Below are 20,940 nucleotides of genomic sequence, written 5' to 3'. Positions count from 1 at the left end.
CAAGGAGTAAGGAATGGAAAACTTTGAACTCATGGAAAATTCGCGTCCCGTCGCCCAGCGCTTCGCACGTGAAATGACTCAGGAAGAAGTCAGTGCTGTGTCCTGCGGTGGTGCTGGCGATACGTTGATCATCATCATTGTCGAGGCCGTCGACACTGAGACCATCGTGATCGTCGGCTAAGTGTCCCCCGGCATGGCGGCATGAAGATGTCGCCATGCTTCGACTGCGCTACGGAACAGATTGCGCCTATGCAAAAAGATCCTAGGAAGGTGTTGATCGTCGCTCCTCATCGCGATACGCATGCATCTACGATTGCGGCGATGATTGCGGCATCGGGGCATACGGCCAGCCTGTTGGATACGAGCCAGTGGCCGTGTGGTCTCGAGGGCTCCCTGCTCTATGGGCAAAGCGGCGCCAGTGTCGTCCGGGAGGGCGCCTCGGTTGCTTACGACGCGGCATGGAGCCGCCGTTTGATGTTCAACAAGACCGCGCCTGCACATGTCCACGATCAGGACACCAAGTTCATCAAGACAGAGGGGCTGCTGTTCGATCTGGGAGCTGTTGCACTGCTTGGCGCCGGACATGGCGTGCAGCGCTGGGTCAATGCGCCGCTCGCGGCGCTTGCAGCAGACCAGAAGCCGTTACAGCTCGCTGCGGCCATCGCCAGTGGTCTGGTGGTGCCTGAGACCTTGATCAGCCAGTGCCCTGGCGACATTCAAGCATTTCGTCAGCGTCATGCGAATGGCGTGGTCGTCAAGCCATTCAATGTGGGCGCATGGGCCGACGGCGCCAACTATAGCGTCTCCTATGCGACACGCATTTCGCAGAACGAACCATTGACGGATGCCGATCTGCGCGCATGTCCCACAACCTACCAGCAAGTCGTCGACCATCAAGCCGATTTGCGAGTTGTCTGCATGGGGGGCGAATACGCCTGTCTGCGGATGCGGCACTCCCTGGAGGGGGAGATCGACTATCGGGCGGTCCGGCACAAGACAACGCTGCGTTACGACTGGGTGCCGCTGTTTCCCGGGCTTCAGGCCAAGCTTGATGCACTGAGATCCGTGCTGGGCGTCGATTTTTTCTGCGCAGATTTCGTCGTGCCTGTCGGCGGCGGCGAGCCGGTATTTCTTGAGCTCAACCCTGGGGGGCAGTTTCTCTATCTGGACGAAAAGGCACCGGGAATGGATATTGCGAGCAAATTTTGCTCGTTCCTGGTTTACGGTCGCGTCGATAGGTCTCTGGAATTTCCACGCCCGCGCAAGGTGCCCGCGGTGAGTGAAGACAGCGCAGGGGGCGGATGTTCCCCAGAATCGGGACTGGCGTACGTATGAAAATGGTGCTGCTTGGGATGCTGTTATGGGGGCAATGGGCGATGCCCGTGCAGGCGTTTGCGGAAGACGCAGAGGAGCAACCGGCGAGGCAACAATCCATGAATGCGTCCTACCGTCAGCAGTTGCTGGCACTGGCCGATGCCGACCAGAAGATCCGTGCAGAAATTCGTGGTGCAGTCACCGCGCAGCAGTTGCAGGCCAATCAGGGCGCAGCAAAAGAGATGGCCATGCGCCTGGTTGCGTCGCAACGGGAAAACCAGGCCGCGCTGTCCCGCCTGATCGATCAATTTGGCTTTCCCGACATTCCCTCCGTGGGTGAAGAGGGTGCGCATGCAGGCTTTTTGATCGCGCAGCATTCGACCGACCGGGCCTTTCGCGATGACTTTCTGCAAAAAATGCAGGCGGCCGCGCAACGTGGCGCCTACAGCACTGCGGACCTTGCGTTGTTCATCGATCGTAATCTCATCATGTCGGGCAAACCGCAGCGCTACGGAACGCAGCGCAGGGCCGACGGCAGCTTGTTCGAGTTGGAAAATCCTGCCGAGTTGAAAAAGCGCCGGGCAGAGGCCGGGCTGCCCGAGGAAGAGGACAGCGTGCGGGGGCATTGATCCGGCTATAACGCAGCAGCGGCTCAGGTGTTCGTGCAGGGCGGCCGCATCGAGCAGCTACATGCCTGTAGTCGTGCTAATGGGTGATGGTACGCATCTCTGTTGTCGTGACCACGCATAGCGGGGATCCAATGACCTGTGCACTGCAGCAACTGCGTCCCTGCCAGCACATCCACGTGATTGAGTTGAGCTCCTGCTGCCTACCGAAGGTGGAAGGCTGCTGCGTGATTTAAGACTCGCTGCCGACTTCTAACGCGATGCATATCACGCAACGCCGTCATCATCAGATTCCCCTATCGAAGCGATCATAACTAACGACTTCTCACGCTTCGGCCTGCTGGCGATGATTCAGCCTCCTCAAACGAGCTGACGCCATGCGCCCTGGACACCTCATGGTGCTAGCCCTGCTAGCCCCGACGTTGATCGCTCCGCCGGTCTTCGCCCAATCCGTTCTGACCCGCGACAATGGCGCCAAGGTCGGCGACAACCAGAATTCGCAGACAGCCGGCGCCACCGGCCCGACGCTGCTGCAGGACGTGCAACTGATCCAGAAGCTGCAGCGTTTCGATCGCGAGCGCATTCCCGAGCGCGTGGTGCATGCGCGCGGCACCGGCGTCAAAGGCGAGTTCACCGCCACTGCCGATCTCTCCAGCCTGACCAAGGCCAAGGTGTTCAGCGCCGGCGAAAAAACCCCGGTGTTCGTGCGCTTTTCCTCCGTGGTCCACGGCAACCATTCGCCGGAGACGCTGCGCGACCCGCATGGTTTCGCCACCAAGTTCTACACCAGCGAAGGCAATTGGGATCTGGTCGGCAACAACTTCCCCACGTTCTTCATTCGCGATGCGATCAAGTTTCCCGACATGGTGCACGCGTTCAAGCCGGACCCGCGCACCAACCTGGATGACGATTCGCGTCGCTTCGATTTCTTCTCGCACGTACCAGAGGCCACGCGCACGCTGACCCTGCTGTACTCCAACGAGGGCACCCCGGCCGGCTATCGCTTCATGGACGGCAACGGCGTGCACGCCTACAAGCTGGTCAACGCGCAAGGTGAGGTGCACTACGTCAAGTTCCACTGGAAGACGCTGCAGGGCATCAAGAACCTCGATCCCAAGCAGGTCGCCGCGGTGCAGGCCAAGGACTACAGCCACCTGACCAACGACCTGGTCGGCGCAATCAAGAAGGGCGACTACCCGAAGTGGGACCTGTACGTGCAGGTGCTCAAGCCCGAAGACCTGGCCAAGTTCGACTTCGACCCGCTCGATGCCACCAAGATCTGGCCGGACGTGCCGGAGCAGAAGGTCGGCCAGATGGTGTTGAACAAGAACGTCGATAACTTCTTCCAGGAAACCGAGCAGGTGGCGATGGCGCCGGCCAATCTGGTGCCGGGTATCGAACCTTCGGAAGATCGCCTGTTGCAGGGCCGCATCTTCTCCTATGCCGACACCCAGCTGTATCGCATCGGTGCCAATGGCCTGAGCCTGCCGGTCAACCGCCCACGTGTGGCCGTCAACAACGGTAACCAGGACGGCCAGGGCAACATCGGTCAGACCACCAGTGGCGTGAACTACGAGCCGAGCCGCCTGGAGCCGCGTCCGCAGGACACCGCTGCGCGTTACAGCGAGCTGCCGCTGTCGGGCACCACCCAGCAGGCCAAGATCACCCGCGAGCAGAACTTCAAGCAGGCCGGCGAGCTGTATCGCTCCTACAGCAAGAAGGACCGCGCCGATCTGGTGCAGAGCTTCGGTGAGTCGCTGGCCACCACCGATACCGAAAGCAAGCACCTGATGCTGTCGTTCCTGTACAAGGCCGACCCCGAGTACGGTACCGGCGTCACCCGCGTGGCCAAGGGCGACCTGGCACGAGTCAAGCAGCTGGCCTCCAGCCTGCAGGATTGATCCGCCTCGACGACATCGCGGCCTGCGCCGCGATGTCGTCTTCGTTTCGGGAGATCGCTATGCGCACCCTGTTGTTTCTGATGCTTGGCAGCGCGTCTGCGATTGCAAACGCTGCATCACCTGCACCTGCACCTGCACCTGCACCTGCACCTGCACCTGCACCTGCACCTGCACCTGCATCCGCTGCCAGCGCAACGGCCACTGCCACGCCTGAGCAGATCAAGCTGCAGCTGCGCGAGTATTTCTTCGATGCCGCGCGCGAGGGCCGCCAGGACATGCTGGCCGAGTTCATTCGCTCGCATTACGACCTCAATACCCGCGACGAAAAGGGCTACACCGCATTGATCTTGGCTGCTTACCACGGCCAGCGGCCGGCGGTGGAGCAATTGCTGAGCGCCGGCGCCGACCCTTGCGCGCAGGACAAGCGCGGTAACACCGCACTGATGGGTGCCATCTTCAAGGGCGAGCTGGGCATCGCCAAGCGCCTGATGCAGGCCGATTGTGCGCCGGACCAGCGCAACAACGCCGGCCAGACCGCTGCGATGTATGCAGCCCTGTTCCAACGCACCGATGTGCTCAAGGACCTCGCCGCCAAGGGCGCGGACCTCAGCCTCAAGGACGGGCAGGGCAACGATGTGACCAAGCTGCAACGTGGCGAATTCGCTACCGCGCCGGCGCGCTGAGCGCGCCAGTCCCGCGCGCCTGCCGAGCCTGCCCCTCACAGCGTGCCGCCTCGGCCGCGCTGCGCGTCCGTGCTTGCGCATTGCCCGCTAGAGGCAGCAGGTAGCTGCTCGGAGCCAACGGCTGCCGTGCGGCAGGCAGGTAGCCATGCGCGCTCTTATCGCAACGCGCCGCGGCTCTGGCGAAAGATGCCACGCCTATGGGTGCATGCCGCGCCCCACCTAGTTGTTGCGCAGCCATCGGCGCTTGCTGCACCTGCCATGTGGACGGCTTCGATCAGGGGCGCCGCCTCCATCGCAGCACTCGAACCGCTGCCTGCTACCCCCAAACCGCGCCTTGCAGCGCCGTCGGTTTTCCGCCACAGCTGCGCTGGATCTCTGACAGTGGTGGTGATCATTTCGCCATTGCGTCAGGATTTTTCTGACGCGCAAACCCTTGTGCGCCAAGGCTTTGACAGAAAACTGAGTGCTTGCTGACTTGCTTTGAATCGCCTGGAAAAAACCGCAGAAAACAGTTCAAGAAAGCGCCGGGAACGCCGATGCTGCAGCTATCGCATCGCACCTTGGAACCCCCGGACCATGAAGCTCGATCCCTCCATCCCTTTCCTGATGTCGCTGCTGGCCATGGTGCTGTGCACGGCCACTGCCGTCGTCGCGCTGATGTTTGGCCAGGTGCATGTGCTGGCCAAGTCGTGGAGCTTCTACACGGTCATGGGTACTGCCCTGATCACGCTGGTTGCCTCCTACCATGCGCTGGGCAAGCCGCTGAGCGCCGAAGAGCGTGTCGGTGTCCGTAACCCGTAAGCTTCGCTGCCGTCCGCACGCGGCAGTGGTTGCGGCACTGGACCGAGAAAACTCCGCTCGTCATTGACGATGCAACGCGTTCGCTCTGCAGAGCGAACGCAGACAGGCACCGCGCAACTTGCCGTGATGCCTCCCGCTGCCGCCGGTCCTCGGCGAGCGAGGGAAAACCACTTCAATGCTCATGCGAGATGTTTACCCCTTCCGACGGTCGAGCATCGCTTTGATCCTGGCCGCCAACGCGCGCCACCAGCGGCATCTGCACTGGTGCCTAAGGTTTGGATTCGACCAAGCGGTCTGGCTAGATCATCCTGCACGCGGACAAGCGATCCTGCAGCTAGGCGTGAGACGTAGGCGCCCCCATATCCCGTGCCGCACTGCCGCAGATTCATCGGGGCCCGTGTAAGCTGTTGATCCTGCTTCGCATTCCCATGGTCGCTCGCTGCGGCTAACTCGTCGATGACTGCTTCCTCCGATCGTTACGCCGCTTCCCTGCGCCTGTCCGTCGCTCCGATGATGGACTGGACGGACCGCCACTGTCGGGTGTTCCACCGTCTGTTGGCGCCGTCCGCGCGCCTGTACACCGAAATGGTGCACGCCAATGCGGTGATCCACGGTGATCGCGCGCGCCTGATCGGCTTCGATGCGGTGGAGCATCCGCTGGCGCTGCAATTGGGCGGCAGCGATCCGGCCTTGCTCGCACAGGCGGCGGCGATCGCGCAGGAATGGGGTTTTGATGAGATCAATCTCAATTGCGGTTGCCCGTCCGACCGTGTGCAGGCCGGGCGTTTCGGCGCCTGCCTGATGCGCGAGCCGGCGCTGGTGGCCGAGTGCGTCGCGGCCATGTGCGCGGCCAGCCACTTGCCGATTACGGTCAAGTGCCGCCTGGGCGTGGACGACGATGACGACTACGCGGTGTTTGCCCGCTTTGTCGACCAGGTGGCCGCGGCCGGCGCGGCCATGGTGGTGGTGCACGCCCGCAATGCCTGGCTCAAGGGCTTGTCGCCGAAGGAAAACCGTGAGGTGCCACCGCTGCGGTACGACTGGGCCTACCGGCTCAAGCGGGAGCGGCCCGGCCTGCCGGTGGTGCTCAACGGCGGCATTGTGGCCGTGGACGCGGCCATGGCGCATCTACAGCACACCGACGGCGTCATGCTCGGCCGCGCCGCCTATCACGACCCGTACGTCCTGCATTGTCTGGATGCAGCCTTGAACCAGCGGCCCGAACAACCACACGAGTCCTTGCTGCGCGCCTATCAGCCGTATGTGGAATCACAGCTTGCACAGGGCCTGGCCTTGAAGCACATGACCCGGCACGTGCTGGGCCTGTTCCATGGCCAGCCTGGAGGCAGGGCGTTCCGGCAGGTCCTGAGCGAGGGCGCACATCGCCCGGGTGCGGGCTGGGATCTGGTCGAGCAGGCCCTGGAGCGCACCGATGCGCGGCCCTGGCGAGTCGTTGCCTGACTTTGGCCCACCGCTTGCATTCCTGAACGGGCTGCCGGGTATTTCAGGCGGCGGCTGCATCAGGCGCGTCCGCGCTGCCGCGCAGTGATCGTGCGGTGCTGGCCTGATCGCTATTCATTTCACTGAATGCCGTTAACGTGAAGCTAAAAAGTTCAGATCGGATTCACCCCGAAAAATCAAGAATTTGCCTCTATTTCGACGCTCGACCTTCAGCTATACGTGGTCGATTTCACGAATTTTGAATGTTTCTGAACAACCCGCTAGGATTTGTTTGTGACCCAACTGCCCTGCCGCGCTCGCCAAGTCGCTCTGGTTGCCCTCTGGGTTGCCATGGCCGCGCCGTCGGCCTGGGGCCAGGGCTATCCGATGGTGCAGAGCGGACGCGAGGCGATGCCGCCTTCGGCACGCGGCAACAGCCGCACGCTGTCGGACACCATTCGGCATGTGCAGCGGTCTACCGGTGGACAAATCTTGGGCGCCGAGCGCGTGCCGTTCGATGGCGGCAATCTCAATCGGGTCAAGTACATGAAGGACGGGCGCGTGCACACCGTGTATGAGCCGGAGCAGACGCAGGCCGCGCCTGCGCGTAACTCGCCGCCCGACGCGCCACCACGCGACGATAACCACTGAACGTAGATGGTTGTGCGTTCAGTCTTATAAATTCCCCCGGCCACTGGCCGACAACGTAACTAGGGAGAGTGCATGCGTATCCTTTTGGTCGAAGACGAAGCTCCGCTGCGCGAAACCCTTGCGGCGCGTCTGAAGCGCGAAGGCTTTGCGGTCGACGCTGCACAGGACGGCGAAGAAGGCCTGTACATGGGCCGTGAGGTGCCATTCGATGTCGGCATCATCGATCTTGGTTTGCCCAAGATGTCGGGGATGGAGCTCATCAAGGCCCTGCGCGATGAAGGCAAGAAGTTCCCGGTGCTGATCCTGACTGCGCGCTCGAGCTGGCAGGACAAGGTCGAGGGCCTCAAGCAGGGTGCCGACGACTATCTGGTCAAGCCGTTCCACGTCGAAGAGTTGCTGGCGCGCGTCAACGCGCTGCTGCGGCGTGCTGCCGGCTGGAGCAAGCCCACGCTGGAATGCGGCCCGGTCGCGTTGGATCTCGCAGCACAGACGGTGAGCGTCAACGGCGCCAACGTCGATCTGACCAGCTACGAGTACAAGGTGCTCGAGTACCTGATGATGCATGCTGGCGAACTGGTCTCCAAGGCCGACCTCACCGAGCACATCTACCAGCAGGACTTCGACCGCGATTCGAACGTGCTGGAAGTGTTCATCGGTCGCCTGCGCAAGAAGCTCGACCCCGATGGTGAACTCAAGCCGATCGAGACCGTGCGTGGCCGCGGTTATCGCTTCGCCATTCCGCGTACCGAAGGCTGAGTCAGCGCGTCAACGAGCAGGAAGACCAAGTGCCGGGCCGCTCCAAGTGGTATAGACGCTGGCGGCCGCGCTCATTGCAGGCCCGCCAGCTGCTGGCCGCCAGCCTCAGCCTGGTGGCCTTCCTGGCGCTGGCCGGTTACGCGCTGGATGTGGCGTTTGCCGACACCGCAGAGAAGAACCTGCGCGAGCGGCTGAAGAATTACGCCTCCGCGTATGCGGCCAATATCGATTTCGTCCGCGATGGGTCGCTGTACATCGGCGGTCAACCGCCCGACCCGCGTTTCGACGTGCCTGGCGGCGGGCTTTATGTAGAAGTGGTCCGTCCGGACGAAAGCTGGACCTCGATGTCGGCCGAAGGCCCGAACATTCCGCACGGCCGCATGCTGGAGCCGCGCCAGGAAGAGTTCATCGGCCCGCTGGAAATGACCCAGATCGACGGCAGCCTGGGCCAGCTGTATCGCTACGGCTTAGGCGTGAGCTATGTCGAACGCGAACACGGCGGCGAGATTCCGTACACCATCTACGTGATGGAGGACGCGCGCTCGATGGGCGCGCAGCTGCGCGTGTTCCGTGGCGCGGTGTGGTTCTACCTTGGCAGTGCCGGCGTGGTGTTGCTGGTGCTGCAGGCCTTCATTCTGCAATGGAGCCTGCGTCCGCTGCGGCGGGTCATCAACGAGTTGACCAAGGTGCAGCGCGGCGAGATCCAGCGCATGAGCGAGCAGCATCCGCGCGAACTGGAGCCGCTGACCGACAGCATCAATGCCTTCATCGAAAGTGAACGCGACAACCTGGAGCGTCAGCGCAACACGCTGGCCGATCTTGCGCATAGCCTCAAGACGCCCATTGCCGTCCTGCGCACCCAACTGGATAGCGGCGCGTCCGAGCGCGATTTGCACGAAGAAATGGATGTGCAGTTGCGCCGCATGAACGACCTGGTGTCGTACCAGCTGGCGCGTGCGGCTTCCAGCGGGCACAAATTGTTTGCGGCACCGCTGCCGATCGAACCGACCGCCGAAGAAATCGTGCGTGGCCTTGAGAAGGTGTATTCGGTCAAGGGCGTGTTGTGCGAATTCGATATTTCCCCCGAAGCGTGCTTTCACGGCGAGCCGGGCGATCTGCAGGAACTGCTCGGCAACCTGTTGGAAAACGGCTTCAAGTGGGCGCGTAGCCGCGTGCTGCTGACCGCAAAACCGGGGCCCACCACCGGTAGCCGTCGTGCCGGCCTGATTCTGTCGGTGGAAGACGACGGCCCCGGCATCGCGCCGGAAGACGTGGCCAAGATTCTGCAGCGCGGTGTGCGTGGCGACGAGCGTGTGCAAGGGCATGGCATCGGCATGTCCATCGTGCAGGACCTGATCAAGGGCTATCGCGGCGAGCTGCAGGTGGTGCGCTCGCAGGAACTGGGCGGCGCCCGCTTCGATGTGACCCTGCCGCCGGGATTGTGACCGCCGCAGGTCCGATGAACCCGTGGCCAATGTGCGCTGGCGTTCCGACAACCGTTTAACGCCTCACGCGTTGGCTTACCCATACTGGACGGGCAAGCCGTTGCGATGGAGGGGCTGCATGATCGAGCAAGTTGGCCAGGCCTTAGGCGTGCATCCGCGTGTTACGCACGTGCGGCGCACGCGAGGATGGCGTCTGCTGCTGCCGCTGTTGGTCGGCAGCCTGTGCGCACTCACTTGCACGGCTGCACAAGCGCCACTGACTCCATCCCAGATGCGCTGGCTGCAGCGGGCCACCTATGGGGTTGATGCCGGCAGCGCGGCGCAGCTGACACGGCTGGGCCCCAAGCGCCTTGGTGCGTTGCTGTTGCAGCCTAGCGACGACGCTGCGTTGCCCGCATCGGTGCGCGCGCAGCTGCAGCGCTTCGATGCATTGCACACCCCGCTGGTGGATTTGCTGACCCAGTACGAAGCCGACAAGGTCCGCCTGCAGGCCATGCCCGATGGCGATGAGAAGGTTGCCTTGCGCAAGCAGTGGCAGGCGCGCGGTGGCCAGATGCTGGTGCAGGCGCGGCAGGCGCAACTGTTGCGCGCGGTGTACGCGCCGGATCAGCTGCGCGAGCAACTGGTGTGGTTCTGGCTCAATCATTTCAGCGTGTATGCCGACAAGGCCCGGGTGAAGTGGATGGCGGCCGACTACATGGAAAACGCCATCCGCCCCAATGCCACCGGCAAGTTTGCCGACCTGGTGATGGCCACGCTGGAAAGCCCGGCAATGCTGGAATACCTGGACAATGCCAAGAATGCCAAGGGCAAGGTCAACGAAAACTACGCACGCGAGTTGATGGAACTGCACACGCTGGGCGTGCACGGCGGCTACAGCCAGCAGGATGTGCAGCAACTGGCGCTGATCCTCACCGGCGCGGGCCTGGTGCCGATCAAGGCCAATGGTGCACCGCCGTTGCCGCCTTCAGCGCCAGGGCAGGCGCAGGTCGTGCGCAAGGGCCTGTTCGAATTCAATCCGGCGCGTCATCAGCCCGGCGACAAGATGCTGCTTGGCCAGCGCATTGCCGGCGGTGGGCTGGATGAGATCGAACACGCCGTGCAGCTGTTGGTGCGGCAGCCGGCTTGCGCGCATTTCATTTCGCAGCGTTTGGCCGAGTACTTCGTCAGCGACGCGCCGCCTGCGGCACTGGTGACGCGCATGGCCAATACCTTCCAGCACAGCGATGGCGATATCGCCAAGGTCATGCAGACCATGCTGGCCTCGCCGGAGTTTGCGCAGGCGCAACCGCGCAAGTTCAAGGACCCGAACCGGTTTGTGGTGTCGGCGATGCGGGTGGCGTACGAGGGTCAACCGGTGATCAATGCCGCGCCAATGGCCAGCTGGGTGCAGCAGCTGGGTGAACCGCTGTTCGGTCGCATCACGCCCGATGGCTGGTCGCTGCAGTCGCAGGCCTGGACCAGTTCCGGGCAGCTGGCACGCAGGTTCGAGGTGGCACGTTCGATCGGCGGTGGACCGAAGCAGTTGTTTCGCCTGGACGGCGACACCGACACGCCGATTCCGGCAGTGACGCAAATCGACACGCGCCCCTCGTACCGCTGGCTGGCGCCCTCGCTGTCTGCCGCGACCCAGCAGGCACTGACGCAAGCGCGCTCGCCCGCCGAATGGAATGGATTCTTGTTGTCGTCGCCTGACTTCAACTACCGCTGACGCAGTCACACCGATTCAGATCTGCTGCAACGCCGACGATTCAATGCGCGCAGATGCACAAACCGATCCAACGATCTAACCAGTACCAGGCGGTCAACGCCACGGGAGGACACCATGCAACGACGTCGATTTCTGCTTGCCTCTGCAGCCGCTGCAAGCATGCCGTGGGCCGGTCGTCTGTTCGCTGCGCCACGCGATAGCGCACGCATGCTGGTGGTGTTTCTGCGTGGCGGCTACGACAGCAATAATCTGCTGGTGCCGCATGGCAGCGATTTTTATTACCAGTCGCGGCCGAGCCTGGCGATTGCGCGGCCAGATGCCGGCAATTCAAACAGTGCGCTGGCGCTGAATGCGCAGTGGGGTCTCAACCCGGTGGTGCGCGAGACGCTGCTGCCACTGTGGGAACGCAAGCAGGTGGCGTTCGTGCCGTTCGCTGGCACCGACGATCTGTCGCGCAGCCACTTCGAAACCCAGGACGATATCGAATCCGGCCAGGCCGGCAAGCATCGCGATTACCGTTCCGGGTTCATGGCGCGCCTGTCGGAGGTGCTCAGTGGCGTGCCGGCCATCGCGTTCACCGATTCGTTGCCGCTGACGTTCCAGGGCGGCGGCGATCTACCCAACGTGTCGTTGCGCAGTATCGGCAAAGGCGGGCTGGATGCGCGGCAGGCACAGATCCTGTCGCAGATGTACGACAGCACGCCGCTGGCGGCCGCTGCGCGCGAGGGCTTGGCGCTGCGTCAGCAGGTCACCGCGCAGTTGCGCGAAGAGATGGAGCAGGCCGGCCGTGGCGCCGCCAGTGCACGTACATTCGCCGATGAAACCCGGCGCATGGCCACTTTGATGCGCGAGCGCTATCGCCTGGGGTTCGTCGATGTCGGTGGCTGGGACACGCATGCCAATCAGGGCAGTGTGGAAGGTGGCCTGGCCAACAACCTGCGCAATCTCGGCGAAGGGCTGGCGGCCTATGCCGATGCGTTGGGCCCGGCCTGGAACGACACCGTGGTGGTGGTCATCTCCGAATTCGGCCGCACCTTCCGCGAGAATGGCAGCAAGGGCACCGATCATGGCCATGGCACGACCTACTGGGTGCTGGGCGGTGGCGTGCGCGGCGGCCGCATCGCGGGCGAGCAGGTGGCGGTCGAACAGGCGAAGCTGCTGCAGAACCGCGATTACCCGGTGCTCAACAACTACCGCAGCCTGTTCGGCGGGATGCTCGGCCGTTTGTGGGGGCTGTCGCCGGCGCAGTTGGAGCGGGTGTTCCCGGGTGCCACGCCACGCGACCTTGGATTGGTGTGAGTCTGGATGGCGAGCGATCGCACAGGCCAGGTCATGTGCGTGGTATCGAACGCCGGTTTGCATCGATGATGCGGCATCTGCTTCAAATGACGGCTGCAGGTTGCCTCTGCCAACGGCGATACCGTACGCCGCCCCGCGACGCGGCACATTACCGTTGCGCGGAATCTGCAAACGGCGAGCGTCCGTAGAACCGTTCCAGATGCAAAGCGACCTGCGGCATCGTGCGCAAAAGCACGTGCGGTGCGGAGAAGTGATATTCGCTGACCACCGCGAAGAATTCCTCCGGGGCTTCGGCGGCATACGGATCGATCTGGGTGTCTTCGCCCGCATCGACGCGTTCGCAAAACATATCGTAGGCATGCTGGAAATCGCGTGCCCAGGCGCGTTGCGCATCGCGTGGCAGGGGCGGCGTGCCGTCGAGCGCGCCATCCAGTGCATCGAGCTTGTGCGCCATCTCATGCACGATCACGTTGAAGCCCGCCTGCGGGTCGTCCAGGTCGGCTTGCACGTCGGCCCAGCTGACGATCAGCGGGCCTTGCTCCCAGGCTTCGCCGATCAGGGTGTCGTCCCAGGCATGCATCACCCCGGCCGCATCCAGGTGGGTGCGCTGCACGCGGAACGCGTCCGGGTACACGATCAGCTGCGACCAGCCGCGCCAACCGGTGGCGCCGATTTCCAGCAGCGGCAGGCAGCAGGTCGCGGCCAGCACGAGGTGATCGTTCGGTTGCAGCAGCAGCCCGTCGACAGGCGAAATGGTCTTTTGCTGCAGGAACTGCGCGGTCAACGCGCGCAGACGTTGCTGGCGGGGTGGATCGAGCGCGGCGACCCAGGCGCAACTGCCGCACAGCCGCTGCCACAGCGCCTCAGCAATGTCGGGAGGCGGCCGGCGCAGCCAGCGCGTCAACCACTGGATCAGCGGAACATGCCCGGCAGGAAACTGTGCCAGCGCGGCATCGTGCGCATGCGCGGGAATAACGAATCGCCATCGCTGCCGCCGCCGCCGCCGGTGGACGGCGTGGCCTTGTGAGGGCTGTTGCGTGCCGGTGCCGCTTCGGGCGCCGGTGTCCTGCCGCGTGCGGCCGAATTGGTGCTGATGCAGCTGTCATGATCGCCGTCGATCAGCTGGTCCGATGCCAGGGCGGCAAGCGGAGCCAACAACAGGAGCAGGCAAACCGTGATTCGGCGCATCGTCCACATCCAGGGCAAGCGGCGTGAGTCGCCGATCATAACGCGCTTTTCACTCCCTCACGCAAGCCGCGCTGGGCGCCCGGGAGGGCTTGGCGCATACTTTGGCGGATGGATTCGGGGACTTTGCGCGCAATGCACTGTGAGATGAAAGGCGTCGGCGGCCGGCGGCGCAGCGTAGGCGCTGCGGGAGATTGGTCGCGCGCGCGCGCTGGTCAGCGGCAGGGCGCAGGCTCGGTGCGGTCGGTCACCGCGCCGACGGTACGCATGGTCTGGCCCGTCGATGCTGCCTCGCGCGCCTTGTCCCGGCGACAGACCGGCTGCGCTGCGCAGGTATTGCCTCCAGGTGCTGCAGCCCGCGCCGTCGCCACCTCACGCCGCATCGCCCGCCGCAGCCGTGGATGACCGTGCGTTGCTGGCCAAACTCGCCGGTGGCCGGCTGTCCGGCGATGCGTTGGCGCGCGATGCCGGGCTGACCCGCGCGGCGGTGTGGAAGCGCATCCAGAATCTGCGCGCGGCCGGTGTCGACATCGAAGGACGTGCCGGTGACGGCTATCGCCTGGCCGCGCCATTGGATCTGCTGGATGCGGCGCGTATCCGCGCCGGCATGGCACCCGACGCGGCCGCTGGGTTGGCGGCACTGGATGTGGCCTGGACGCTGGAATCCACCAACACCACCTTGCTGGCGCAGCCGGCGCCCGACCAGGGCGTGGCGGTGCTGCTGGCCGAGCGTCAGACCGGCGGCCGCGGCCGGCGCGGGCGTCAATGGACCTCGCCGCTGGGCGCGCACATCTATCTGTCGGCCTCGCGCCGTTTCAATGGCGGGCTGGGCCAACTCGCCGGCCTGAGTTTGGCCGTGGGTGTTGCAGTGGCCGAAGCCTTGCGTGGTTGCGGGTTCGCCGATGTCGGGCTGAAGTGGCCCAACGATCTGCTGGCGCGGCAGCGCAAGCTGGGCGGCCTGCTGATCGAAGGCGGCGGCGAGATGGCCGGCAACGCGCGTGCAGTGATCGGGCTGGGCTTGAACGTGCACATGCCGGCGACGGCAGCGGCCGGCATCGACCAGCCATGGATCGACCTGGATACCCTGGCGGGCAGGCCGGTGTCGCGCGACCAGGTGACGGCAGCGGTGCTGTCCGGGTTGCTGCCGGCACTGGACCTGTTCGAGGCGCAGGGCTTGGCGCCGTTTCTGGGGCGTTATGCAGGCCTGGATGTCTTGAGCGGGCGTGCGGTGCAGGTCGAAGAGGCCGGCACCTGCCATCGTGGCGTCGCGCTCGGCCTGGCGGCCGATGGTGCGTTGCGGGTGCAACTGGGCGAGACGGTGCGTCTGTTCCACTCCGGAGAAGTAAGCGTGAGACCTGCATGAGCGAGTGGTTGTTCGACCTGGGAAATTCGCGCTTCAAGTACGCGCCGCTGCATGGCAACCGTGCCGGCCAGGTGCAGGCATGGGCGCATGGCGCCGAAGCGATGGACGCGGCGGCGCTGGCGGCGCTGCCGTCCGGGCGTATTGCCTATGTCGCCAGCGTGGCCGCACCGGCATTGACGCAACGCATGATCGCCTGCCTGCAGGAGCGCTTTACGCAGGTGCGCATCGTGCGGACCACCGCCGAATGCGCCGGCATCCGTATTGCTTACGCCGACCCGAGCCGCTTCGGCGTGGATCGCTTTCTGGCGTTGCTGGGCGCGCGCGGCGACGCGCCGGTGCTGGTGGCCGGCGTGGGCACCGCATTGACCATCGACGTGCTCGGCGCCGATGGCCTGCATCACGGCGGCCGCATCGCCGCCTCGCCGACTACCATGCGCGAAGCGCTGCATGCGCGCGCGGTGCAACTGCCGGCCAGCGGCGGCGATTACGTCGAGCTGGCCATCGACACCGACGATGCCTTGACCTCCGGCTGCGATGGCGCGGCGGTGGCGCTGATCGAGCGCAGCCTGCAGCACGCCCAACGCAGCCTGGGCGTGCCGGTGCGGCTGCTGGTGCATGGCGGTGGCGCGCCGCCGTTGCTGCCGCTGTTGCCCGATGCCACGTTCCGCGCGGCCCTGGTGCTGGACGGTCTGGCGACGTGGGCGACCGCCGCGTCGTCACCGTAGAATCCAGGCATGTACGTTCGTGCGCTCATCGTCGTCTTGATCGTCCTCAATGCCGGGGTGGCGTTGTGGTGGGCCTTGCAGCCGCCGCCGGCACCACCGCCGGCGCCGCTGCAGCCGACCGGTGTGGCGCGGCTGGAATTACTGCCGACGGTAACCGGTGCTGGCGGGCCCGTGCGGCCGGCTGCAGCGCCTACCGAATCGACGGCTGCGGCAGGGCGTGCGTCGACTGCACCGGCGCCATCGCCATCGCCAGCATCTGGGCCTGCATCTGTACCCACGCCGGCAGTTGCCGGTCCTTCGGCGTCAACGTCTGCAGCGCCGCCAGCGGCCACCACTGCCGCAGCGCAAGCGCCGCGCGGTGCAGCTGAGACGTCGGCAGCGGCGAACGCCGCTGCGAAACCGGCCAATGGCGTCGCCACGACGGCGGCACAACCATCACCCGCGCCATCCCCGCCTGCCGCAGAGCGCTGCGCCAGCCTTGGGCCATTCGCTGCACGTGCCGATGCCGATGCGGCGCTGGCACGCGTGCGTGGGCAGGCCAGTCGCGCCAGCGTGCGCGAGGACAAGGACGCCGGCATCAGCACGTTTCGGGTGATGTTGCCCAACGTGGGCGATCGCGCGGCGGCACAGGCCCTGGTCAAGCGCATTGCCGCGGCCGGGATGGGCGATTACTACGTGATCGCGCAGGGCGAGGACAACACCGTGGCGCTGGGCCAGTACCAGAGCCGCGAGCGCGCCGAGCGGCGCCAGGCCAGCCTGGTCGGCGCAGGATTCCCGGCGCAACTGGTGCCCAGCGGCAATGGGCAGTCGCGCTGGTGGATCGATGTCCGCACCAGTACGGCCCCCAGCGTCCTGCAAGGGGCTGCCGGTGCCACGCGTCAGCGTTCGCTAGATTGCGCCGCGCTGCGCTAGAATGCGCACCGGCGCGCAACGCGCCTGCCTTCGCCGGCATAGCTCAGTTGGTAGAGCAACCGCCTTGTAAGCGGTAGGTCCCCAGTTCGAATCCGGGTGTCGGCACCATTTTCGATCCACGCAGACGTGGCAATTACAGTTGACGTTGCGGCGATTCGGGCACGCGATGCGGTGTGGAATCTTTGCATCAACTGGTTACCAGGCACCATGGCGCGTTGCCTGCCGCCATCTGTCCCGACGAACCTTTATCGCACCCAGCGTTTTGTAAGCCGGAGGGTGCGTCGCGCTCCGGTGTTTGAGCGCGCTATCCACGCTCAGCTGAAGGCTGCCCGCACCGTTTGGTCGCCGCTGCAAGTGGCGTGCACCATGTCAGGTGCATCGCGCGATGTTGATCGCGCGATGCGAGGTGCAGCAATCAGGCCGGGCGACCGGCCGAGAGCAGTTCCAGTGCGGCCTTGCCGGTGTCGGCCTTCGCTGCATCGCCGCTCAATCGGTCGGCCAATGCGGCCACGATGATGGCGTGGGCCTGGCGCAGCACGCTGTCGGCATCGGCACTGGCCTCCATCACGTGTTTGCCGGGCAAGTCCAGCGCGGCAAAGATCGCGCGGCAGCGTTCCAGGTTGTCCTCGGTTTCGAAGTGGTTGGGCGCATCGCCGCGGGCGCGGATACGGGCCAGGCCGGTGGGCGGTGGCAGGTCGAGCAGCAGCAGGACGTCGGGGCGCGGCGCGAAGGCGTTGCGCTCCAGGAGTTCGCCCAGCGGCAGACCGGCCGCGCCCTGGTAGGCCACCATCGAGGGAAAGTAGCGGTCCAGGATGACGATGTCGCCGCGTGCCAGCGCGGGCGCGATCAAGGTGTCCACGTGTTCGTGGCGGTCGCGGATGAGCAGCTCGGCTTCTTGCTCTGCACTCAGGCGGCCGGTGGCGGCGGACTGGCGCAATTGGGTGCCCCACGGGCCGTTGGTGGGCTCCTTGCTCAGCACGACGCGCGCGCCGGCCGCTTCAAGGGTAGTGGCCAGGCGGCGGGCGAGCGTGGTCTTGCCCGCGCCGTCGATGCCTTCGATGGCGATCAGCAAGCCGCCGGGCTTCAGTTCGATTGTCATCGCGCTACTTTATCTGATCGTGGCGATGGACCCTAACCGGCAGCACGGCGGTGAAGAGCATGCAGCCATCGCGACCCGCGCTGGCGAAACTCGGCCGCACAGTGCATTGCAGGCGCGACGCTGCAGTGCGGGCGCTGCCGTGTCGTGCTTGAGGGGCACGGCGTCGATGGGGTCGAAGGATCCGACGCGCGCGGCGCCTCTATTGCCGATGACTTATCGGCGGTATGTCCTGCGCGATGTCGGAAATGTCCCGATATCCTGGCTTCTTCCCGCGGGCCATACTGAACAAGTCAGACACACTGCACACGCGTCTCGCGACTGAGTCGTGTTTTGGCTTCAAGGAAAACGGACGCGTCGCCGCTACCCTAGAGGCGGCATCCCCCGCGTGACGCCCGCTCAGGCACCGTCGTGACCAGATTCCTTGTCTTGCGTGCCGTACCCAGTACCCGCGCCAAGCATGCTTTGGATCAGCTGTTCGCCGAGGTGTAGCGATAGGACAGCAGCGACTTCACCAGGAAGGTGATCTGGGTCGCCGAGCGCGCATCCACGCGCATGACCGGCACGCGGAAGCCTTCGGCCACCAAGGCGTCGCGAAAGGGCGGCACCAGGAAATCCTCGACTTCATCGGTCATGGTGATGCCCACCGCCAGGCTGGCCTCGGGTGCGATCTGCGCAAACTCGCGCAACAACTCCAGCGTGGCTGTGAGCATCTGCGGGTCGCGTGCGTTGGTCAGCACGATGACACCCAGCGCACCGTCGCACACCAGCGGCCACATGAAATCCAGGTATTTCTGGCCTGGCACACCGTAGACATGCAACAGCTCGCCGTCTTCCAGCTCGATCGAGCTGTAGTCCAGCGCGACGGTGGTGTAGGTCTTGTCGCCGTAGGCATCCTGGCTGAGCGGCATTTCGGTGCTCACCGGCTCCACATCGGAGATGGAGCGCACCGCGGTGGTCTTGCCGGCGCCCATGCCGCCGACGAACACCAGCTTGTTGGCTGGAAGACTCATGACTGCGCCTGGAAAAGGGAAAGGCCGAACCGACGGGCGACCCAGGAAAAGAACCGCGTGTTGCCGCCATCTGGGCGGTGCTGCGTTGCAGGCACGGGAATCTCCGCAGTCTGGGCAAGGCCGCTGGCGAGTGCAGCGGCGAACAGGCATTCCACCGTCTGCAGCGGCAGCTTGCAAGCATTGGCCAGCGCCTGCGGGCGCCAGGGGCGCGCATGCAGGTGGGCGATGGCCAGCAACTGGGCTGGCGAGCTGGTTTCTGCAGTCAACTCCGGCCACTGGCGCAATTGCAGCGCATGGCTGGGTTCCACCGCCGGCAGCGCCTGGCGCAGATGCTCGGGCAGGGCGAAATACAGCGCTTCGAAGGAAATGCGCTGGGGCAGCGCGGTTGCGGCAGGGTCGGGCACGACGTGCCAGCCCGAGCGGTCCAGCGCGGCGATCACCTCTGCCAGCGCCACGCCAGCGGGCAACTGCACGCACCCATTGCGCGGGTCCACACGCACGTGCAACTGCGCATGCTGCAGCGTCACTGCGCCGGCGCCGAATTCGCCGCGGCAGTGCCGCAGCAGCAAGGCCGGCTCCGCGACCGGGGTGGCGTGCGGCGAGGACAGCAGCAAGCGCACGTGTTCGTTGAGTTCGCGCACGGTGGCGCCGTGCTTGATCCACGCGCCGGCCATGGGCGTGCGCGACACCACCAGCACACGCACCGGTTGCCCCTGCAATGCCTGCCAGGCAGCCAAGCCATCGGCGCTGTCCAGGCCCAGGACCACCACATCGGCTGCGTGCTGCGGCCACGGGCCCAACTGCACGTCGATGCGGTCGGCGAGCAGCAGCGAGCACGCCAGTTTCAGGCGTGTGGTGTGCAGCAGGTCCAGGCCGGCCGTGGCGACCCGCATGGCGTTGATGGGTGTGGTCATGAGCTGGCGCCGTAACGGCGCATTGGATTGCGAGATGCCTGCCGGTCTGCACCGGCAGGCTGGATCAGGCGATGCGCTGGCAATGCGCCGTGGGCATCAACCGAAATCGAGGGTTTTCTCGAACGCCTTGAGCTCGTGACGGGCCATGGCCAGGTTGGCCTTGGCACGGTCCAGCACGACATACAGGAACAGCGTGCTGTTGCTTTCCAGCGGGCGCAGCAGGTGGTACTGGCGTGCAAGCGTGATCAGGATGTCTTCGATGGTGTCGTTCAGGCCGAGCTGTTCGGCGATACGGCGCTTGGCGCGCACCACTTCGGTGTTGCCGGCCGCCGCCAGTTCCAGGTTGAGCTCGGCACCGCCGGTCATGCCCAGCGCCATGCCGCTGTCGCTATCGACCAGCGCCGCGCCGACGAAGCCGGCCAGCGAATGCAGGTGTTCCAGATTGAGTTTTGACACGTGTGGTCCTTACGAACGATGAGGAATGGGTGCCTTGCGGCATGCACGAACAGTGCCAAGTGTTCAGCCTTGCGGCGGCGTCAACACGGTGGCGAGGCGGCCGGCGCAATCGCGCGCGTTGAACAACAGCGCAGCGGCATTGATGTCGCTACTGCCCACCGCGGTAAGCGTCAGTGGCTTGTCGGCGCGGATGCGGATCAGCACCAGCTGCCCGGCGCGCGTGCTGATGGTGGCGTAATCGGCCTCTTTCAGGCTGGATTCGCGCGCCAGGGTCTCGCCCAGGGTCAGGAACGAATTGGCCATCGCGGCAAGCCGGCGACTGTCCACATCCAGGCTGGAACGTTCGGTGATGGCACGCCCGTCGGCAGTGGAAAGCATCAGCAGACGGATGCCCGGCTCACGTTCGATGGTCTGCGCAAACTCGTGACCGATGCGCGGCAGATCGTAGAAATGCAGCGCCCGCGGGACTTCGCCTACGGCAGCCTTGACGACCTGGTTGACGGCGTTGTGCGGCATGAAAATCCCCCTGTTGCGTGATGGCCCGGGCGCGTACGTGCATGGTGTGGCGCGCCGGGCGGCGCACCATACCACCCGGATCCGAGCAGGCTGCCACGCTCGCCCGTGGTGCTTAACTGGGCGGTCAGACAGG

At 64.9% G+C, this 20,940-nt stretch carries 22 protein-coding genes and 1 tRNA gene; 16 read left to right on the top strand and 7 right to left on the bottom strand.

All coding sequences use genetic code 11. The annotated features are described in order from the left end of the window. The first annotated feature begins 13 nt into the window (after positions 1 to 13). The 12 genes from ACCQ03_RS19995 (at position 14) to ACCQ03_RS19940 (ending at position 12,627) form a co-directional block, all read left to right on the top strand. Positions 14 to 181, top strand: a complete 168-nt coding sequence (locus ACCQ03_RS19995) for a hypothetical protein (RefSeq protein WP_017156254.1) — start codon at positions 14 to 16, stop codon at positions 179 to 181. A 20-nt stretch (positions 182 to 201) separates the two neighbouring features. Further along, positions 202 to 1,335, top strand: coding sequence for an ATP-grasp domain-containing protein (locus ACCQ03_RS19990; protein ID WP_209226089.1), 1,134 nt, complete (start codon positions 202 to 204; stop codon positions 1,333 to 1,335). Continuing rightward, a complete protein-coding gene (locus tag ACCQ03_RS19985) occupies positions 1,332 to 1,943 on the top strand; it encodes a DUF6624 domain-containing protein (protein ID WP_057678901.1) in 612 nt (203 codons plus the stop codon). Before ACCQ03_RS19990 ends, ACCQ03_RS19985 begins: the two co-directional genes overlap by 4 nt. A gap of 392 nt (positions 1,944 to 2,335) precedes the next feature. Then, positions 2,336 to 3,841, top strand: coding sequence for a catalase KatB (gene katB, locus ACCQ03_RS19980; protein WP_170922321.1), 1,506 nt, complete (start codon positions 2,336 to 2,338; stop codon positions 3,839 to 3,841). Between the two features lie 59 nt (positions 3,842 to 3,900). Then, on the top strand, positions 3,901 to 4,524 hold the full coding sequence (locus ACCQ03_RS19975) for an ankyrin repeat domain-containing protein (protein WP_209228341.1): 624 nt from the start codon (positions 3,901 to 3,903) through the stop codon (positions 4,522 to 4,524). Between the two features lie 576 nt (positions 4,525 to 5,100). Next, a complete protein-coding gene (locus tag ACCQ03_RS19970) occupies positions 5,101 to 5,325 on the top strand; it encodes a hypothetical protein (protein WP_057678903.1) in 225 nt (74 codons plus the stop codon). A 456-nt stretch (positions 5,326 to 5,781) separates the two neighbouring features. Beyond that, positions 5,782 to 6,786, top strand: a complete 1,005-nt coding sequence (gene dusA / locus ACCQ03_RS19965; protein ID WP_057687005.1) for a tRNA dihydrouridine(20/20a) synthase DusA — start codon at positions 5,782 to 5,784, stop codon at positions 6,784 to 6,786. Between the two features lie 267 nt (positions 6,787 to 7,053). After that, positions 7,054 to 7,416 (top strand): hypothetical protein, encoded by a 363-nt coding sequence (locus tag ACCQ03_RS19960; protein ID WP_017154912.1) that lies wholly within the window; start codon positions 7,054 to 7,056, stop codon positions 7,414 to 7,416. Positions 7,417 to 7,488: 72 nt separating this feature from the next. Further along, the gene (locus ACCQ03_RS19955; RefSeq protein ID WP_002808458.1) at positions 7,489 to 8,172 is read left to right on the top strand and encodes a response regulator transcription factor; all 684 of its coding nucleotides are present in this window, start codon (positions 7,489 to 7,491) and stop codon (positions 8,170 to 8,172) included. Between the two features lie 74 nt (positions 8,173 to 8,246). Further along, positions 8,247 to 9,617 carry an ATP-binding protein gene (locus tag ACCQ03_RS19950; protein WP_170922322.1) on the top strand — a complete coding sequence of 457 codons (1,371 nt, stop codon included), beginning with the start codon at positions 8,247 to 8,249 and terminating at the stop codon, positions 9,615 to 9,617. A 118-nt stretch (positions 9,618 to 9,735) separates the two neighbouring features. Next, entirely contained in the window at positions 9,736 to 11,328 is a 1,593-nt protein-coding gene (locus ACCQ03_RS19945) for a DUF1800 domain-containing protein (protein ID WP_150147174.1), read from the top strand. Positions 11,329 to 11,442: 114 nt separating this feature from the next. Continuing rightward, a complete protein-coding gene (locus ACCQ03_RS19940) occupies positions 11,443 to 12,627 on the top strand; it encodes a DUF1501 domain-containing protein (protein ID WP_057679476.1) in 1,185 nt (394 codons plus the stop codon). 148 nt (positions 12,628 to 12,775) lie between these two features. Here ACCQ03_RS19940 and ACCQ03_RS19935 read toward each other — a convergent pair whose 3' ends face one another. Beyond that, positions 12,776 to 13,531 (bottom strand): M90 family metallopeptidase, encoded by a 756-nt coding sequence (locus tag ACCQ03_RS19935; RefSeq protein ID WP_057679477.1) that lies wholly within the window; start codon positions 13,529 to 13,531, stop codon positions 12,776 to 12,778. An 8-nt stretch (positions 13,532 to 13,539) separates the two neighbouring features. After that, positions 13,540 to 13,854, bottom strand: coding sequence for a hypothetical protein (locus ACCQ03_RS19930; RefSeq protein WP_008576447.1), 315 nt, complete (start codon positions 13,852 to 13,854; stop codon positions 13,540 to 13,542). Between the two features lie 355 nt (positions 13,855 to 14,209). Here ACCQ03_RS19930 and birA point away from each other — a divergent pair, with 355 nt between their 5' ends. The 4 genes from birA to ACCQ03_RS19910 all read left to right on the top strand — a co-directional run bounded on the left by birA (position 14,210) and on the right by ACCQ03_RS19910 (position 16,920). Next, positions 14,210 to 15,175, top strand: a complete 966-nt coding sequence (gene birA, locus ACCQ03_RS19925; protein ID WP_031327612.1) for a bifunctional biotin--[acetyl-CoA-carboxylase] ligase/biotin operon repressor BirA — start codon at positions 14,210 to 14,212, stop codon at positions 15,173 to 15,175. Continuing rightward, positions 15,172 to 15,900: a type III pantothenate kinase gene (locus ACCQ03_RS19920; protein ID WP_003486621.1), complete on the top strand. Its 729-nt coding sequence runs from the start codon at positions 15,172 to 15,174 to the stop codon at positions 15,898 to 15,900. The genes birA and ACCQ03_RS19920 overlap by 4 nt, the downstream gene beginning before the upstream one ends. A gap of 9 nt (positions 15,901 to 15,909) precedes the next feature. Then, positions 15,910 to 16,812 carry an SPOR domain-containing protein gene (locus ACCQ03_RS19915; protein WP_081022853.1) on the top strand — a complete coding sequence of 301 codons (903 nt, stop codon included), beginning with the start codon at positions 15,910 to 15,912 and terminating at the stop codon, positions 16,810 to 16,812. A gap of 32 nt (positions 16,813 to 16,844) precedes the next feature. Beyond that, a tRNA-Thr gene (locus ACCQ03_RS19910) sits at positions 16,845 to 16,920 on the top strand. Between the two features lie 307 nt (positions 16,921 to 17,227). Here ACCQ03_RS19910 and tmk read toward each other — a convergent pair. From tmk to ACCQ03_RS19885, 5 genes are all read right to left on the bottom strand, one after another. Continuing rightward, positions 17,228 to 17,911, bottom strand: a complete 684-nt coding sequence (gene tmk / locus ACCQ03_RS19905; RefSeq protein ID WP_209226096.1) for a dTMP kinase — start codon at positions 17,909 to 17,911, stop codon at positions 17,228 to 17,230. Between the two features lie 467 nt (positions 17,912 to 18,378). Then, a complete protein-coding gene (locus tag ACCQ03_RS19900) occupies positions 18,379 to 18,921 on the bottom strand; it encodes a GTP-binding protein (protein WP_017159094.1) in 543 nt (180 codons plus the stop codon). Beyond that, positions 18,918 to 19,835 (bottom strand): hypothetical protein, encoded by a 918-nt coding sequence (locus ACCQ03_RS19895; protein WP_057679688.1) that lies wholly within the window; start codon positions 19,833 to 19,835, stop codon positions 18,918 to 18,920. Before ACCQ03_RS19895 ends, ACCQ03_RS19900 begins: the two co-directional genes overlap by 4 nt. A 96-nt stretch (positions 19,836 to 19,931) precedes the next feature. After that, the gene (locus tag ACCQ03_RS19890) at positions 19,932 to 20,291 is read right to left on the bottom strand and encodes a roadblock/LC7 domain-containing protein (RefSeq protein ID WP_003486613.1); all 360 of its coding nucleotides are present in this window, start codon (positions 20,289 to 20,291) and stop codon (positions 19,932 to 19,934) included. 63 nt (positions 20,292 to 20,354) lie between these two features. Beyond that, complete coding sequence (locus tag ACCQ03_RS19885) at positions 20,355 to 20,807, bottom strand: roadblock/LC7 domain-containing protein (protein WP_057679687.1); 453 nt, start codon at positions 20,805 to 20,807, stop codon at positions 20,355 to 20,357. Positions 20,808 to 20,940: the final 133 nt, after the last annotated feature.

Origin of the sequence: Xanthomonas sp. NCPPB 3569 (genome assembly GCF_041475645.2) — a bacterium.
Lineage (GTDB): Bacteria > Pseudomonadota > Gammaproteobacteria > Xanthomonadales > Xanthomonadaceae > Xanthomonas > Xanthomonas phaseoli.
The sequence above is the reverse complement of the archived record's forward strand: the minus strand, read 5'-3'. Positions and strand labels throughout refer to the sequence as shown.